18 protein-coding genes and 1 pseudogene are annotated in these 15,990 nt (G+C 64.2%); 9 read left to right on the plus strand and 10 right to left on the minus strand.

The features are described 5' to 3' along the window. Positions 1-139: 139 nt before the first annotated feature. Positions 140-400, plus strand: a pseudogene (locus HB677_RS15365) (IS30 family transposase); the annotation flags it as partial. Between the two features lie 242 nt (positions 401-642). On the opposite strand, the gene HB677_RS15370 reads toward HB677_RS15365, so the two are convergent. Continuing rightward, on the minus strand, positions 643-1,143 hold the full coding sequence (locus tag HB677_RS15370) for a MarR family winged helix-turn-helix transcriptional regulator (RefSeq protein WP_213816619.1): 501 nt from the start codon (positions 1,141-1,143) through the stop codon (positions 643-645). A 110-nt stretch (positions 1,144-1,253) separates the two neighbouring features. Between HB677_RS15370 and HB677_RS15375 the strand changes: the two genes are divergently transcribed. The 4 genes from HB677_RS15375 (at position 1,254) to HB677_RS15390 (ending at position 4,117) form a co-directional block, all read left to right on the plus strand. Next, entirely contained in the window at positions 1,254-1,814 is a 561-nt protein-coding gene (locus tag HB677_RS15375; protein ID WP_213816620.1) for an NADPH-dependent F420 reductase, read from the plus strand. A 43-nt stretch (positions 1,815-1,857) separates the two neighbouring features. Next, entirely contained in the window at positions 1,858-2,802 is a 945-nt protein-coding gene (locus tag HB677_RS15380; protein ID WP_255546662.1) for a VOC family protein, read from the plus strand. After that, complete coding sequence (locus HB677_RS15385; protein ID WP_213816621.1) at positions 2,799-3,833, plus strand: LLM class flavin-dependent oxidoreductase; 1,035 nt, start codon at positions 2,799-2,801, stop codon at positions 3,831-3,833. Before HB677_RS15380 ends, HB677_RS15385 begins: the two co-directional genes overlap by 4 nt. A gap of 119 nt (positions 3,834-3,952) precedes the next feature. Then, positions 3,953-4,117, plus strand: a complete 165-nt coding sequence (locus HB677_RS15390) for a hypothetical protein (RefSeq protein ID WP_213816622.1) — start codon at positions 3,953-3,955, stop codon at positions 4,115-4,117. Positions 4,118-4,220: 103 nt separating this feature from the next. Here the strand turns inward: HB677_RS15390 and HB677_RS15395 are convergent, their stop codons facing one another. After that, positions 4,221-4,439, minus strand: coding sequence for a hypothetical protein (locus HB677_RS15395; protein WP_213816664.1), 219 nt, complete (start codon positions 4,437-4,439; stop codon positions 4,221-4,223). Positions 4,440-4,479: 40 nt separating this feature from the next. Between HB677_RS15395 and HB677_RS15400 the strand changes: the two genes are divergently transcribed. Beyond that, entirely contained in the window at positions 4,480-5,028 is a 549-nt protein-coding gene (locus tag HB677_RS15400) for a hypothetical protein (protein WP_255546663.1), read from the plus strand. Continuing rightward, positions 5,025-5,687, plus strand: a complete 663-nt coding sequence (locus tag HB677_RS15405; protein ID WP_213816624.1) for an NADPH-dependent F420 reductase — start codon at positions 5,025-5,027, stop codon at positions 5,685-5,687. Before HB677_RS15400 ends, HB677_RS15405 begins: the two co-directional genes overlap by 4 nt. Positions 5,688-5,951: 264 nt before the next feature. On the opposite strand, the gene HB677_RS15410 is transcribed toward HB677_RS15405, so the two are convergent. Continuing rightward, positions 5,952-6,728, minus strand: coding sequence for an alpha/beta fold hydrolase (locus HB677_RS15410; protein ID WP_213816625.1), 777 nt, complete (start codon positions 6,726-6,728; stop codon positions 5,952-5,954). 53 nt (positions 6,729-6,781) lie between these two features. Between HB677_RS15410 and HB677_RS15415 the strand changes: the two genes are divergently transcribed. Beyond that, positions 6,782-7,195, plus strand: coding sequence for a MarR family winged helix-turn-helix transcriptional regulator (locus HB677_RS15415; RefSeq protein ID WP_213816626.1), 414 nt, complete (start codon positions 6,782-6,784; stop codon positions 7,193-7,195). A gap of 411 nt (positions 7,196-7,606) precedes the next feature. Here HB677_RS15415 and HB677_RS15420 read toward each other — a convergent pair whose 3' ends face one another. The 4 genes from HB677_RS15420 to HB677_RS15435 form a co-directional block, all read right to left on the minus strand. Then, a complete protein-coding gene (locus HB677_RS15420; protein ID WP_307852621.1) occupies positions 7,607-8,449 on the minus strand; it encodes an aldo/keto reductase in 843 nt (280 codons plus the stop codon). A gap of 193 nt (positions 8,450-8,642) precedes the next feature. After that, positions 8,643-9,596: an SDR family NAD(P)-dependent oxidoreductase gene (locus tag HB677_RS15425; RefSeq protein WP_213816627.1), complete on the minus strand. Its 954-nt coding sequence runs from the start codon at positions 9,594-9,596 to the stop codon at positions 8,643-8,645. Positions 9,597-9,685: 89 nt separating this feature from the next. Next, positions 9,686-10,573, minus strand: a complete 888-nt coding sequence (locus tag HB677_RS15430; RefSeq protein ID WP_213816628.1) for an SDR family NAD(P)-dependent oxidoreductase — start codon at positions 10,571-10,573, stop codon at positions 9,686-9,688. 47 nt (positions 10,574-10,620) lie between these two features. Continuing rightward, positions 10,621-11,364 carry an SDR family oxidoreductase gene (locus HB677_RS15435; RefSeq protein ID WP_307852622.1) on the minus strand — a complete coding sequence of 248 codons (744 nt, stop codon included), beginning with the start codon at positions 11,362-11,364 and terminating at the stop codon, positions 10,621-10,623. A 130-nt stretch (positions 11,365-11,494) separates the two neighbouring features. Here HB677_RS15435 and HB677_RS15440 point away from each other — a divergent pair, with 130 nt between their 5' ends. Continuing rightward, the gene (locus HB677_RS15440; protein ID WP_255546664.1) at positions 11,495-12,127 is read left to right on the plus strand and encodes a TetR-like C-terminal domain-containing protein; all 633 of its coding nucleotides are present in this window, start codon (positions 11,495-11,497) and stop codon (positions 12,125-12,127) included. A 518-nt stretch (positions 12,128-12,645) separates the two neighbouring features. Here the strand turns inward: HB677_RS15440 and HB677_RS15445 are convergent. The 3 genes from HB677_RS15445 to HB677_RS15455 all read right to left on the minus strand — a co-directional run bounded on the left by HB677_RS15445 (position 12,646) and on the right by HB677_RS15455 (position 15,870). Then, positions 12,646-13,356 (minus strand): MerR family transcriptional regulator, encoded by a 711-nt coding sequence (locus tag HB677_RS15445; RefSeq protein ID WP_213816629.1) that lies wholly within the window; start codon positions 13,354-13,356, stop codon positions 12,646-12,648. Beyond that, positions 13,353-14,258, minus strand: coding sequence for a CPBP family intramembrane glutamic endopeptidase (locus tag HB677_RS15450; RefSeq protein WP_213816630.1), 906 nt, complete (start codon positions 14,256-14,258; stop codon positions 13,353-13,355). The genes HB677_RS15445 and HB677_RS15450 overlap by 4 nt, the downstream gene beginning before the upstream one ends. 250 nt (positions 14,259-14,508) lie before the next feature. Further along, a complete protein-coding gene (locus HB677_RS15455) occupies positions 14,509-15,870 on the minus strand; it encodes an MFS transporter (RefSeq protein ID WP_213816631.1) in 1,362 nt (453 codons plus the stop codon). Positions 15,871-15,990: the final 120 nt, after the last annotated feature.

A 15,990-nucleotide genomic window follows, 5' to 3' on the forward strand; every position in this document is an offset into this window, starting at 1 on the left:
CACCTCAGCGTGGAGTGCCTCACCGGTGGCCTACCTGGAGTCATCAGATACCAGGTAGGCGACCGCGGCCTCCTCGACCCGGCCCATCGTCGCGCAGTGGTAGTCGTGCTCGCGGCGCTCGGGTGCCGCTCCTCCTCCGATCGGCACCGACCTTCCAATCTACTTTTGCGAACCCCACAAGCCCTGGCAGCGCGGCTCCAACGAGAATACCAACGGTCTGCTGAGGCAGTGCTTCCCGAAGTCCACCGACCTCAGCATCCACTCGCCGGAGCGGCTTCTCGAGGTCGCCGCTGAACTCAACGAACGGCCAAGGAAGACCCTCGACGGCCGCACCCCCGCGCAAGCATTCCAACAGCTAATCTCGGAGCCGAAACATCCACCCGTTGCAACGACCTATTGAAACCGCCGATGGTCAACCGGGCGCCCACCACAGTTCCGGACAGGGTTGCTGTTGCTGTAGGAGTGGTGTCGCTGGTGGCCGCTGATGCGGAGGTGGTCGCGAGGAGCAGAGGAAGGAAGGCGGCTCCGGCGCCGATGCGTCACTGGTTTCAGTCACCTCGGAAGGCGGTCGGGCTTCGTCATGCTCTCGCTCCCGCGCTTGGCGTCTTGGCCGGCGCACGCTCGGTCGCGGGACTCCGCGATTTAGACCGTGTCGAGTTGGCGTTGCCGGTCGACGGGCGCCGCAATGTCGGGGTGCAGTTGCGCCTCGAGGGCTCCGGCGATGGTGCGGAGTTGTTCCAGTTGCTCGGCGGAGAGTACGTCCACCAGGAGGTCTCGGACGAGCCGGTCATGATGCGGCATCGCTTCAGCGAGCAGGTCTTCACCCTTCGCGGTGAGCGTGACGATGACGGCGCGGCCGTCGATAGCGCACGTCGACCTCGTGACAAGGCCGTCGGCTTCGAGTCGGGCGACGATGCGTGAGGCGCGGGGCAACGCCGAGCTGACGCAGGCGGCCAGATCGGACAGGCCGGTGGTCTTGTTTGGCTGCCGTTGCAGGTGGCCGAGCGCGTACAGGCTCACAAGCGGCTGCCCCGTGGCCTTCTGCAGTGTCGAGTTGAGGGCGGTGGGGAGGAGCTCGAGAACCGCAGCGAAGGGTTTCCACGCGGCGAACTGCTCCGTGGTCAAGGCCGCCTGTTCGCTCATGACCCCCACGCTACCAGTTAGTTGCTCTTGCAACTAGACGTGAGTATGGTGTGTGCCACAGGTAGTTGCAGTCGCAACAACCTCCGTTTTCTCGCACAAAGGATTTCGTCATGACCTCTGTCACTGTTTTCGGCTCCGGCAAAATGGGTTCCGCTATCGGTTCGATCTTCACCGCCGGCGGCGCCACGGTCGACCACATCACCTCCTCGACCCCCGACGCCACGGTCACCGGCGACATTGTCGTGTTCGCCGTGCCGTATGGGGCGATCGGGGACATCGTGGCGAAGCACCGGGACCAGCTGGCCGGGAAAATCGTCGTCGACATCACCAACCCGATCGACTTCTCGACCTTCACCTTCGTCGTCCCGGCGGACGGGTCCGGTGCGAACGAGATCGCGAAGCTGCTTCCCGCATCCACGGTGGTGAAGGGCTTCAACACCACCTTCGCGCAGACGCTCGCTGACCCGAGCCGTGGCGCGGTCGTTCTCATCGCCGGTGATAACGCCGACGCGAAGGCCACCGTTCTCGCCGCGATTCAGGCGGGCGGGTTCGCCGCCGTCGACACCGGCGCACTGGCCGCGGCACGGGAGCTCGAGGGCTTCGCGAAGCTGCAGATTCAGCTCGCCATGGGTGGCAAGATCGGCGGCTTCGCTGTCATCCCCGCCGCCTGACCACCACCGCACACCCCGCCGATCTCGAGGGAGGACCCCGATCATGACCACGCATAACATCACGCCGACACGGTTGAGTCGTAGGCCGGACAGTGAGCTGCTCGCGACCGACACCGGGATGGGCGCCGTCACCCTGCGAGTCGCCGACCTCGACACCGAGACCGTGTTCTACCGTGACGGGGTCCTCCTCACCGTTCTGGACGAGCACCCCGGGGATGCGGAGGGGCCTGCGCGTGTGGTCCTCGGCCGGCTCGGCGTCCCGATCGTGATCCTCGAGCACACCCCCGAGTTGCGGCATGCCGGCCCGCACGATGCCGGTCTGTATCATGTGGCCGTGGTCTTCGAACGGCAGGAAGACCTTGCCGCGGCCGTGTTCTCGATCGCGGCCCGCCACCCCCGCGCATTCACGGGGTCGTCAGATCACATCGTGAGCCAGGCGTTCTACTTCACCGACCCGGAAGGCAACGGGGTGGAGCTCTACTGGGATCGGGACCGCACCGAGTGGAGCTGGATCGATGGGCACATCAAGATGGGCGGGTCCTACCTCGACCCGAACCGGTTCCTCGACGAGCACCTCGACCAGGCCGCCCTCACCGGTGCCGGATCGGTGGGTGCGAAGGTCGGGCATGTGCACCTGTCGGTCGGTGACCTCGACAGTGCACGGCAGTTCTACGTCGACCGGCTCGGGTTCGAGATCGTCGCCGAAATGCCCGGGCAGGGACTCTTCGTCAGCGCTGGCGGGTACCACCACCACATGGCGATGAACATATGGAACAGCCGCGGCACCGGACGCCGCCAAACCACCCTGGGCCTCGGCCTTGTCCGCATCAACGTGCCCACCACCGACAACCTCGGCGAACTCGACGAACGCCTACATTACCACGGCATCACCTCCGGCCACGACAACGACGCCCTACTGTTCGACGACCCGTGGGGCAACGCTGTCGAAGTCGCCACCACAACCTCGCAAGGCGCGGCGCTGTCGTGAAGAAAATCGGGTTCCTCTCCTTCAACCACTGGAGCGCCCAGAACGGCTCCCGGGTGCGCTCCGCTCAAGAGTCGCTGTTGCAGTCCATCGAGCTGGCCGAGGCGGCCGAGGAGATCGGGATCGATGGGGCGTTCTTCCGAGTGCACCACTTCGCTGAACAGCAGTCCTCCCCGCTCCCGCTACTCGCGGCGATCGCCGCCCGCACCCTGACGATCCAGGTCGGCACCGGGGTCATCGACATGCGCTACGAAAACCCGCTCGCGTTGGCGGAAGAAGCAGCCTCCACCGACCTCATCTCGGCCGGGCGCTTGCAACTCGGGGTGAGCCGTGGATCACCCCAGCACGCCGCTGAGGGCTGGAAGACGTTCGGGTACACACCCGAGATCACCGACGCGGACATGGCGGCGGAGAAAACCGATCAGTTTCTCGCCGCCATCCGAGGGTTCGGTGTCGCGACCCCGAACCCGGAGCGGTATGCGCCGAACACGCCACGGCTCCCGGTGACACCCCTGTCCCACTCATTGCCGACGAGGGTTTGGTGGGGCGCCGGAAGCCGGGTCACCGCCACCGTCGCCGCAAACAAGGGAATGAACCTGATGTCGTCGACTCTCATGACCGAAGACACCGGAGCGTCCTTCGAACTGCTGCAACGGCAACAGATCGACCTCTACCGGACCGCGTGGAAGGGCGCCGGGTGGGAACACGACCCGTCCGTGTCGGTGTCCCGCGGCATTCTCCCCGTCATCGACGACGAGACCGCACGACACTTCGCCCCCAATGCGGGTGCGGGGGATCAGGTGGGGTTGATCGACGGGGTCATGTCCCGCTTCGGCCGCCAGCACGTCGGCAGCCCCGAACGCCTCGTCGATGTCCTCGCCCAGGACGAAGCCCTCGACGCGGCCGATTGGGTGCTGATCACGATCCCGAACCAACTCGGCGTCGACTTCAACGTCAAGCTCCTCACCGCCATCCGGCACATCGGCACCGAACTCGGCTGGACCCACCCCGCCCCAAGCCCCGCCCTCGCATGACGGCACGACGCCTAGCGAGGCGGCGGGCCGGATGAAGGTCGTCGGGCTCGAAGAGCACCTCGCCCCCCGACGTGCTCGCCGCATGGCGAAACCAGGGGTCTTTGATGGAGGACATGACGATGAGGTGGTCCGTCGCCGGGTCGACCGCCGCCGCCCTGACGAACCGCGGCGAGGGAAGGATCCAGGCGATGGATGAGGCCGGGGTTGACGTCGCGGTCCTGTCCCTGACCACCCCCGGGCTGCAGGCGTTCCCCACTTTCCCGCGCCTCCGTAATCGGAGCTGAGCATCTCACGTCGAATCGTCAGAGAGCGTCTCGCGTGCTGCCCGGTAGGGGCGACGCCGCGGCCCCTGTTGCGCCTGCCGATAGACGATGGGTCTATCGGGCGCTACGCCGGCTCGTCGGTCTCCTCGCCTGAGAGTGGCATTCGGTACGGGAGTTCACGGAGGTAGCGAAACAGGAGGTGAAGGGCCGTGGAGTCAAATGCGGCAAGCGCGGCGCCGATGAGTAGCCACCACACCCCGGTTACGAACGCAGCGACGACTAGCAGAAGCGCGAGCGCTCCAACGAGCTGGGCCGATATGCCGGCGACCTCTGGAACACGCATGCCGAGAATGCGACGACAGCGCCGTGGGCGTCCCCGCAAGTTGGCCCCGCCTCGGGCTGCGCTGAAACTGCTCGATTCCCTGACGCAGCCCGTCTTCATCGAGAACCGGCATTTCGACGTCCTGGCGTCCAACTCGCTGATGCGGGCAGTGGATCCTCGTCTGTTCGTCGGCGGCAACCAGTTGCGGGACATGTTCCTCGATCCGGCCGGACAGGCTCTCTACCCGGAATGGGCGTGCGCGACGGAATGCCTAGTCGCCAACTTGCGGCAAGCGGTCGGCATCGACGTTGATGACCCCCGATTCATCGAACTCACCGGAGAGCTCACCCTCGCCAGTGCCCGGTTCCGGAAACTCTGGGCCCGACACGAAGTCCGCGGACAGACCGGGGGCGTCATGAGATTCGATCACCCCCAAGTCGGCGAACTGACTCTGAACCGGGAACGCATGAGCGTCGCCGGCACCGACGGGCTGATGCTCGTCGTTTTCCACCCCGACGTCGACTCCATCGATGCCGACAAGCTCGCCCTTCTGGCATCCGTAACGACCCCCGCGCCGGTCGCCGCGCATGAAATTCGGAAGCACGCATGACGACCATCGGGATCATCGGCGCCGGCGAGGTAGGCTCCCAGATCGCCCGCAAAGCAATCGCCACTGGGTACACCATCGTCATCGCCAACTCGCGGGTCCCAGAAACCCTGACCGATCTCATCACGGACCTCGGGCCGTCCGCACGCGCAGCCACAGCAGCAGAGGTAGCCCTCACCGGGGATTTCGTCGTTATTGCCGTGCCCCTGAGACTCGCCAACGACATGCCCGCGGAAGAGCTCGCGGGCAAAATCGTGATCGACACGAACAACTACATGCCCGGCCGCGACGGCCGCTTTCCCCTTCTCGATTCCGGCCAGATGACCGTCCACGAGCTGCGGCAGGTCCAACTGCCCACCTCGAAGGTCATCAAAGCCTTCACCCACATCCAGGCACCAACCCTGTTCCCGTTCGCTCGGCCTCAGGGCGACCCCGACCGCATCGCCCTCGCCGTGTCCAGCGACTATCCCGAAGCCGTGGAACTCGTCACCCGGCTTCAAGACCAGTTCGGATATGACACCGTTGACAACAGTCCACTGAGTGAATCCTGGCGCACCGGACCCGGGACATCCGTTTGGAACCAATCCCTCATGGGGGGCCAGGATCGTGAAGCACTTGCCCGAAATCTGGTATTGGAGCCCCGACGACAACCGGGACGCTGAACGTTGCTATCCGCCTCCTAACGCTGACACCAAAAGGCCACTTGGCGGGGTGATTCCGTGAACTATCCGTGTGGAGTTGATCGCTAAGTGGCGGCGTTCCTTGATCGCTGGATATCGCTAATTCCCGATGACGAGGATGCTGTCCGCGGCTTCGATGACGTCGTCGGTGATGGTCGAAAAACTATTGAATATCGAGACTAGTTTTCTGTTCTCTGAGGTCGACCTGCGTCCCCGCGGGAATGCTCGACAGCGGGATGCGCGCCGTTAGGAGCGAGCGACGAACGGGTCGATGATTGCCCAGGTCGCTTCGGGGTTCTCGAGGTGGGGGAGGTGTCCGGCCGCGGGCACTTCGGCGAACTCGGCACCGGGGATGGCAGCGGCGACCGCTCGCCCGTACGCGGGGGTGACGACACGGTCGCTGTCACCGAACACGACAAGGGTTGTCACGTTCACTGCACCGAGGCGGCCGAGGAGTGACGGGTCGCTCATACCACGGCCGGCGATCACGGCCATGGTCTGCCCGTTGGACTGCTGGATCGCACGCTGCTGATCGGTGAAGCCGGCGGGGTCCATGTAGCCGCGATCGGGATTGTGCCAAGCGACCTCCGCAAGACCGCGGGCGTCGAGGGCGAAAAAGTCCGCGATCGGTTCGCCCTCGACAACCACACCCACACCATCAATATCGATGACGGCACCGATCAGGCCCGTGTACTTATCGTCTGCTGCTGCTTGGACGGCCATCTCGAGGGCGATCCAACCGCCGATGGAGGAACCGACCAGGGTCACATCGTGGCCGCCGTCAGCGAGGAGACGGTCCAGATACGCAGCGGCCAGGGCGGGGACGGAGTCGATGTCGTCGGGGCGGGATGAGCCGTTCCAGCCCGGGTGCGTCGGCGCAAGAGTGTGAAACGACGAGGCGAGGTGTCCGACGATCGGTGCGACGGTCTGAGGTCCGCCACCACCGTGCAGCACGAGCGCGATACGGGCGTTGGGATCGCCGGCTTCGAGAACTTCAAGGTCAGCGGGGAGAGAAGGGGTCATGGCAATCAACCTAACTAAATATGTTTATCTAAGAACGTTGATACCATAACACCATGACAACAGATTTGGAAGTGCTCGGGCAGACGCTCAAACAAGCGCAGTACCGCAACCACCGCGCGATGGATCTGGCCCTGCGGGAGGTGGGAGTCAGTCTGGTGCAGTGGGATGCCCTGCGCGCGATTGACCAAATGTCCGGCGCCTCCGGCCACGACCTCGCCGTCGTGACGTTTCAAAGCGACCAGGCGTTCGGAACCCTCGCGAACCGTCTGGTCGACCTCGGGCTGATCACGCGGTCTGCCGGGCATGGGCGACGCATCGAGCACACCCTCACTGACGAGGGCCGACAGGTGCTCACTGACGGGCACGCCATCGTCGGCGGCATACTCGATGGGCGATTCAGCCCGCTCGGTGAGGACGACCGAGCCACACTCCTCCGATTACTACAAACATTGACAGCTCGCGACTGACAATTATTCGAGAATGGGTGACAACCGTGGCCCGCTTGGTCGTCGAGAACTATGCCAGCGAGCGGACACAGAACACCGCGATTCAACGGTCAACTTCACAATGAGTATTCCTGCCATGCCGGCAGTCTCACATAAGGCCCCCTCACCGGAACCTATTTCGGACTGGTCTAACGGACGCGTCGTTTCCGCGCCATTCCGGGCTGTGACCGTTATCGCTTTGTGGCGGGGTTTTGTGATTGATCTCCGGCGTATCGAACGGAGTTTCTGCGCTCAACGAACAGATTCTTACTGAACACCGGACTCGTCGTATCCGTCTGTTGAGGGATCAAGGCTTTTGTCGCAACAACTGCTGTCTCGGCTGCCGTCTTGCGTCGTTTGTGTAGGAGTGTTGCTTGATAGGCGGCGCTACCGTCACATCGATTCGGGGTTGGGACCGGTCCGACCAGACTCTCCTCTGTCGAGGCGGTCGAGGCGTGACATCTGCTCGGTGGTAAGCGTGAAGTCGTACACGCTGGCGTTCTGCTGAATTCTTTCGGGAGAGCTGGCCTTCGGCAGCACGATGTGGCCGCGCTGGATGTGCCAGCGAAGCACTACCTGTGCCACGGTGCGGCCGGCCTCTTCGGCTAGGGCAAGAATGCCGACATCATGGAGTACTGAGCCGGCGCCCAGAGGCGACCAGGCTTCGACCGCGATGTTGAGATCGACGCAATACTGAGCGAGTGTCGTATTGGGCAGATACGGGTGGACCTCGATTTGGTTGACCGCGGGACGGACTCCTTCGTTATCGAGAATGCGGTGCAGCTGGCGTTGGTGGAAGTTGGACACACCGATCGAGCCGACTCGTCCGTCGCTCTGGGCCTTTTGCAAGGCCCGCCAGACCGCGGGATAGTTGCCGCGGCTGGGCATGGGCCAATGGATGAGGTAAAGGTCGATATAGGAACCGAGTTCAGCGACTGTCTTGTCGATCGCTCGATGCACCTCGTCGGCGGTCGAGGCGCCGATGGGTAGTTTGCTGGTGATCCACAGCTTGTCACGGTCGATACCTGAGGCACGAACAGCCTGACCGACGCCGGCTTCGTTGCGGTAGTAGCTGGCGGTATCCACATGACGGTAACCGGCCGCAATCGCGAACTCAACAGCCTCCGTGGTTTCGTTGGGCGGGATGAGGTAGGTGCCGAATCCGAGTTGCGGAATCCGTCGCCCATCATTGAGGAGCACCGTGGAGGAGTCGATGGGTTCGGCCGGTGAAGTCACGAAATCTCCGAATCGGGCTTTGCTGAGATTGAGCGATATCGAGGAGCCATCTGTGCTTGCCCATTGCCGTCGATGACTGCTCGCTCGGCGGCAACGAAGTCGTCCCAAGCTGCTGTGTCGCGAAGTCCTGGGAGACAGATGACCTCATGCGCGTCGAAAGCGCTCAGCCCTGCGGATGCGACATCGTCCGCTGTCATCGCATCGATTTTGCTATACGCTCCGCCGTTCCACTCCGAATTGGTCCGCGCGGACACAAGACAGTGACCGTCACGTTGGTGGCGTGGAGCTCTTCCGCCAAGGTGCGCCCGAATACCTCCACCGCAGCTTTAGCCGACGCGTATAGCGTGCGATGGGGCCTCCGCTGTTCGGGGCGCCCGTTGCCGCCGCTGAAGGCCAATCCCGATGCGACCAGGATGACTCCGCCGCGATCGTGTTTCACCATGCTGGGGACTGCCGCGCGGGCAAGGAGCAGCGATGCTGTCGTGTTCAGCTGCCAGTTGCGCTGCAAAGTCTGTTCGTCGGTCTGGGTGAACAACTCATACCCACTCGCGCCCGCGTTGGACACCAGCAAGTCCACGTCGCCACGGCGGAGCCGAGCGCATGCTACTTCGATGTCGGCGTGTTCTGACAAATCGGCGACCAGAATCTCGACGTCGACATGTTCGACCAACTCCTGGCGCAACGCGGCGAGGCGTTCTTCTCGGCGCGCGACCAGGACGAGGTCGTAGCCGCGATCCGCGAGTTGTCTGCTGAGGCTCTCTCCGATGCCGCTACTCGCCCCGGTCACAAAGGCTTTGAGGCGAGGTGCCGGGGGATGATACTGCTGTGCTTCGAAAGAGGACGTCGGATTTGCTGGCCAGCGCGGATCAGACGCGGACGTCGAATCCGTCGTCGCCTGGGTGCCGGCAACTTCTTGGTCATCGTGGTGGACGGCATTCCGAGGGTGCAGCCAGAACCGGAACAGCCGGGTCATGTTCGGCATAACGGCGTAGTTCATAACGGTGACGAGCAGGGCGGAAACGAGCAGGGTCTCGACGGGCAGGGGAACTGTTTTCAAGACCGGGGTCAGTAGCCAGAGGACGAGCGTGATGACGGGATAGACCGCGATCCAGTTGACCAAGACGAATCGATGACGGCGGCGGTGCATGGCGGGTCCTTTGCGGGAACTTCTGAGGTGGATGGTCTTCGAGGCCATCGCTGCGGGTTGTGTGCGATGGCCTCGAGGTCGGAGTGCTACTAGTCCTTCAACTCCAGCGTGTCGCCGAAGCCCATCCGGTTGACAAAGGCTTCTCTGGTGAGGTCGGAGAATGCCATTACGTGGTCCACGCCGGCCTCGGTGAAGTCCACGACCGAGCGGAAGGGCTTCTGCCCGCGCGGGAGGGCGAGGATGCGCGAGATCTCGTCGGCGACGCCCTGGGGATGGGCATGGACCCCGGGCCGAACAAGGGACGCGGTGGCTTCCTCGTTGCGGGCCACGAGCGGGTCGAGGTGGGCGTAGGCCGCGGTGACGGTTGCGTCCGATGCGTGGCTGGCGTTGGGGAAGTGCGCGGTTCCTTCCGTGATGGCGCCGGGCATCACGATGCTCGTCTCGATGCCGAACTGCGCCGCTTCATACGACGTCACGACAGCCAGGGCGTCGAACGCTGCCTTGGAGGCGACGTAGGGCCCGAGAAACGGCGGAGTTGTGACGATGATCGTGCTGCCGACATACAGGAGGGTGCCAGAGCGCTGGTCCCGCAGGTATGGAAGAGCTGCACGGTTGACGCGGTGGGCGCCAATCGCGTTGACGTCCAGCAGGTGTGCGATGTCCTCGTCGGTGAATGCTTCGACGTATCCGACGTAAAGATGGCCGGCATTCTGGACGACGACATCGAGGTTGCCACTGGTTTCGACGATGGTCCGCACTGCCTCGTTGGCGGATTCCTGCGAGGTAACGTCGAGGTCCACGGTGTGGAGCTCTGCCCCAGTGGCGCTGGCGAGGTCGGCGAATTCGGCTGCGGTCTTGGCGTTGCGGCCTTCGGGATCGCGCATGCTCGCCCAGACGATGTGCCCGTCGGATGCGAGCTTTTTGGCAGTGAGGTAGCCGATGCCGGTAGCGGCGCCGGTGATGAGGATGACAGACATGAGCTCTTCTTTCTTACGGGTGGAGCCGGTCAGGAGTACAGCGGAACTCAGGCGGCGCCGCCGTTGGTGTAGATAACTTGGCCGTTGACCCATCGCCCGGGACCGGCGAGGAACGCGGTCACCTCGGCGATGTCCTCAGGAGTACCGAGGCGCTCCATCGGATTCAGTGAGGCGATGTGCTCGATGACCTGCTGCGGCTTGCCCTCGAAGAACAATGGCGTCGCGGTTGGCCCGGGGGCGACGGCGTTGACGGTGATGTCGCGGCCGCGGAGCTCGCGGGCGAGAATGAGAGTGAGCGACTCGACGGCTCCCTTGGAGGCTGCGTAGGCTCCGTACGTGGGCATCTGCAGGCGGGTGATCGAGGTCGAGAAGTTGATGATCGCACCCCCCTGGCGCACCTGGCGGGCGGCCAGCTGGTCAACGACGAAGGTGCCGCGGACGTTCACGCGCTGGATGCGGTCGAATGTGTCGAGGTCCATGTCGGCGATCGGGGCGAGCGGCATGATGCCGGCGGTGTGGACGACTACGTCGACTCCACCGAAACTGGCGGTCGCAGCATCGAAGAGCTCGCTCATGGCGGTCTCGTCGGCGATGTCCCCGCCCACGGCTATCGCCTCGCCGCCGGCGGCGGTGATAGCGGCTACGGCTTCGTCTGCTTTGGCGGCATTGCCGCTGTAGTGGGCGACGATCGACATGCCATCGGCGGCGAGGCGCTCGGCGACCGCTCGGCCGATTCCTCCGGATGCGCCAGTGACGATTACGACGCGCGGTGTGGTGGTGGGTTCAGACACGATGGACTCCTTGAACTATGTGGACTACTTGTACACATAATGATAGGACTATGTGGCGGATTTGTCCACTAAACTAGACAACCACATTCTTCCGCGCTCTCGGCGCCAAATGATGCAGATGGAGACACCGATGGAAACCCATGCAGGAACGGAGGCCAAGCAGCGCCGCGGTCGTCGCCCCGCAGCGGAAGTTCGCGCCGAAGTGCTGGCCGCGGCCGCCGCGCTCATGTATGCGGATGGGCTGCCCGCCGTGACGTTCGAACGGGTGGCTGTGAGATCAGGGGCCAGCAAGACAACGATCTATAAGTGGTGGCCGTCCCCGGGAGCTCTCGCCGCAGAGGCTTACTTCGTAACCAATAAAACGGAACTTCAGTTCCCAGACACGGGCGACCTCGCCAACGACGTTCGGGCGCAGCTTCGAGCCTTCGTCCAACTCCTGACCCAAAGCGGCAGCGGAAGAATTATTGCGGAACTGATCGGCACAGCCCAGACCGACCAGGATCTCTCCGCCGCAGTCTCTAAGCATTACACGATGCCCCGCCGGATACTCGCGATCCGCTACTTCCAGCAAGCAGTCAAGCGCGGTCAACTCCGCGACGATGCCGATCTCGGGCTTCTCGTCGACCAGCTCTGGGGCGCCTGCTACAACCGGCTCTTGATTCCTGACGCTCCCCTTGACCAAAAATTCGCAGACGCCCTCGTCAAGAACACCCTCGTCGGCGCCGCGTCCAGCACGTATCGATCTCTGCTGCTGGGCACATGACGCCACTGGCAACGCTTGCCGGTGGGTATCCGATGGGATTGTCGCAAATACGGTCAACCCCGGAGGTGTAGCCACCGGGCTTCAGCGCAACTTCACCATTGAGCAGAAGACGTCGCTGGATGCCGCTGAATCAGCGGGCATTTTCACCTACAAGACGATCGAGCAGGGAGCCGGGACCACGATTGTTGCCGCGGTTCGTCTCGAGTTCGCGCACACCGGGGGCCACTACCTCTACGACGGCCAAGAGGCCTATACCGTCCCGAACGATGCCAGCCTCGCAGACCACCCCCATGGAGTGAAGGCCTGGGCCCTCAACTCCGAGTCCGCGGAACGCCTCTGGGAGATGTCAACGAAGCTCACCCAGCGCTGAAACGCGCCGCGTCACCCGTAATGACCTCCGCGTTGTCTGTCGATGTCGGATGGGGCCACGCGGCGCAGGGCCAACCCGATGTCGCAAGAACGCGATCGTTTCGCTATTTGAGTTGGAGACGCCGAAGGGGAGGGGATGACGCAGCCCGTCAGCGTAGCAAGCGATGCAACGCGCGGCGGATGGTGTCGCGCTGAGCTGATGAGAGCTGGTCATCGACATGGTCCTCAAGAGACTGGGCTGCCTCTCGGGTGAGCGGTAGTGGGGAGAACACGGGCTGCAAACGACGAAGCGCCGAAGCCAGTGCATCGGCAACGGCATCGATCCCTGCGTCCGGAGCGTCGTCCGGGAGGGCGAGGAGAGCCGCGGAAACATCGGCCAATTCCGCGATCTCTCCCTCATTCAGTACTGTGAGCCGCGCAGCTGAGCCCGAGTCGAGGAGCAATTCGAGCAGCACGGCGGCATCTCGCTCCGCCTCCACGGGCTGCGACGCCACGCCATCGCGTTGATCGAGCGCCGTTATGTATTTCTGAGCGAAAGCCGGTGTGTCCACGCGGACGGTACTCTGGCGCAACGCTCCGATTGCCGCTCGCCTCTGCTGGAGCTCCTCGATCTGCCGCACGTACTCCCGGTCGAGCAGTGCAAGCTCTTCCTCAGTATCGACTGCGGGGTCGATGCGCGACAGCGGCATCCCAAGATCTGCGAGCCGCCTGACTCTCAGGACCCGCACCAGGTCGGCCGCCGTGTATACCCGATACCCGTTAGCGGACCGATCCGGCTCCGGGAGAAGGCCGATCTGGTGGTAGTGCCGGAGTGTCCGCACCGACACGCCCGCAAGACGAGCGAGGTCACTGCTCCTCACGCCGTTGCCTCCTTAAGCTTTGGGTCGCGTCGCGTGAGCCACGGCGTCATCTTCCACAGTACGAGCGTCACCACGGTTATCAGGATGATGGGAATGAACACGATCGGTCCGGATGCCGATGACACCGATGCGAGCTCACCCGCGATGATCACGGGCAGCAGGACGAGTGTGTTGTTCACCGCGTGGATGAGGATGGGCACCTCTAGGCCACCGGTGCGCTCCGTCAAGACAGCGAAGCTGATTCCCATCGCGATGTAGTACGCGACGCCCCATGGGTCAGTCGCTCCGTGAATGAGTCCGAACTGCAGAGCGCTGACCGCGGTCGCGAGGGCGAAGGCCATGAGAGGGCGAGGGAACCTCGCGCCGATCGCGCGGAAGATCAGTCCGCGGAAGAGGTATTCTTCCCCTGCCGACTGCAGGGGGATGGTCGCGATGGCGACCAGGCAGAGAACGAGGTTCAGGCCGCTCCAGACCGGCGCTCCCGTGCCCAGGAGGGGCTGCATGATCAACGTATACACGACCCAGACGGGCAGGACGAAGACGGATGCCCGCATCAGGACCGACCACCGGAAGCGTCCCTCCAACGAAGACAGAGTGCCCGGCGCGGCGCCGTAGACGACCTTCTGCACGAGCATGCTGACCGGGATCAGCAACGCGATCAGGAGGTTCCCTGCCGCCCAGAAACCGGTGGTCAATGAGGGATCCGCGGGATCGAACGGCGTGACGCCGATCAGCGTGTCCACCGCCATCCCGACGGGAATCGCCAGGCCTCCCAGCACGACCAGCATAAAGAGGAGGCCCGCGAGTACTGCCGCGAGGGTGCGCCACAGTTGCGGGCGATGGCGAAGCGCCCCCACGTATCCGGACTGTCTCGGGTAAGCAACGGAAGACTGCAGATTCACGAGGTGACCTCTTTCCAAAGGGTGAGTATCTACCCAGGAAAAACTATGACGTTACGTCGGAGTCAAGTCCCGGGCCACGGGACGATGCCTCGGGTCCACCCGGCCGAGATCAAGCCCGGCGGATGCGACACAGATCTGCGCGGTGCGAGTGTGCGTTGCCTGCGAGAGCTGCTGCAGAAAGGCCGGAGCCTGTCCCGTGCGGCATTGGTGGTGTCCATGGTGCTCGTTGGTGGTGTCCGTTCGGTGGGTGTTAGTGGCGGGTGCGGACGGCGACCGCGATGATGCCAATGACGACAACGGCTGAAGCCACGGCGAGTCCGATCGCGTAGCCGGTGTCGGTGGAGCCGGTTCCTGTGGCAGCACTGCTGGCGATGGTTGTGATCGCGGCGAGCCCGATTGCGCCGCCGAGCTGTTGCCCGGTCTGGAGCAGCCCGCTGGCGACTCCGGTTTCGGCGGGCGCGGCGGTGGAGAGCACGAGAGTGGTTGCGGAGGTGATTGCCAGTCCCATTCCCACACCGAACACAACGGTGGCGGGGATGAATGCGGCCAGCGGGGTGCCTGCGGCGGCGGCGATCGAGAACGCGGCGGTGCCGGCTGCGACGGCGGTGAGTCCGATGATGAGCGGTCGGACCGGGCCGGTGCGGGTGATGAGCCGGGGTGCAAGGTTTGCGCCGATGATCGTGGCGACGGAGATGGGCAGCATCATCAGTCCCGCGGTGATGGGTTCGAAACCGAGGCGGCTTTGCAGGAGGACAGAGGCGATGAACATCACCGGGAACATGGCGATAGCAGCGGACGAAATCGCGATCACGCCGCCAGCGGAAGACCATCGGGTGAGGAGGTCGACGGGCAGGAACGGATGCGCGGAGCGGCGTTCAAGGACGCCGAAGACGATAAGCACGACGACTCCCACAGCGAACAGCGTCAGCGTGGCGGGTGAAGTCCATCCGATCTCCCCGCCCATGGTCAAGCCCGCGACGAGGGACCCGATGCCCACGACGGAGAGGATCGCGCCCAACACACTGGCGTGGGTTCCGCGGACGGCGGGTACGGAAGCCACGAAAATCGGGATCGTGATGAGGAGGATGGCCACGAGAGGGGCGTTGATCAGTAGGACGGCCCGCCAGTCGAACCAGGTGGTGAGCGCGCCGCCACCGAGGACGCCGATGGCCGCTCCTGCGCTGGCAACGGATCCCCAGACACCGAGGGCGCGGCGGCGCTCGATCGGATCGGGGAATGTCGCGGCAAGCAATGAGAGCACCCCGGGGCCGACTCCGGCGGCTCCGATGCCTTGCAGGACACGTGAACCGACAAGGACCTCGCCGGTCGGGGCGAGACCGGCGATGGTGGCGCCGACACCGAAGATGGTGAGGGCGATCAGGAGCAGTCGGCGTCTGCCGACGATGTCGCCCAGGCGTCCGGCGAGCAGCAGCAGGCCGCCGAAGGTCAGTAGGTAGCCGGAGACCACCCACACGGCGAGCCCTTCCGGGAGGCCGAGGTCCGCGATCGCGTCCGGGAGAGCGAGGTTGGCGCTGGTGCCGTTGAAGACGATGAGGAACTGCGCGGCCGCGAGGACCGTCAACGCGATCCCCGGACGAGGCCGGCGCGTCATCGAACCACCCGCACTGCGGAGGTTCTGTGTCTGGTTGGTAGTAATGGGAGCGGTCCTTTCAAAGACAATGACGGGTCGTGCTGTGGCCGCCCAGCGGGTGGTTTCCGAACCGGCGGAGTG

The sequence above is a fragment of the Glaciihabitans sp. dw_435 genome, assembly GCF_018449675.1.
GTDB lineage: Bacteria > Actinomycetota > Actinomycetes > Actinomycetales > Microbacteriaceae > Glaciihabitans.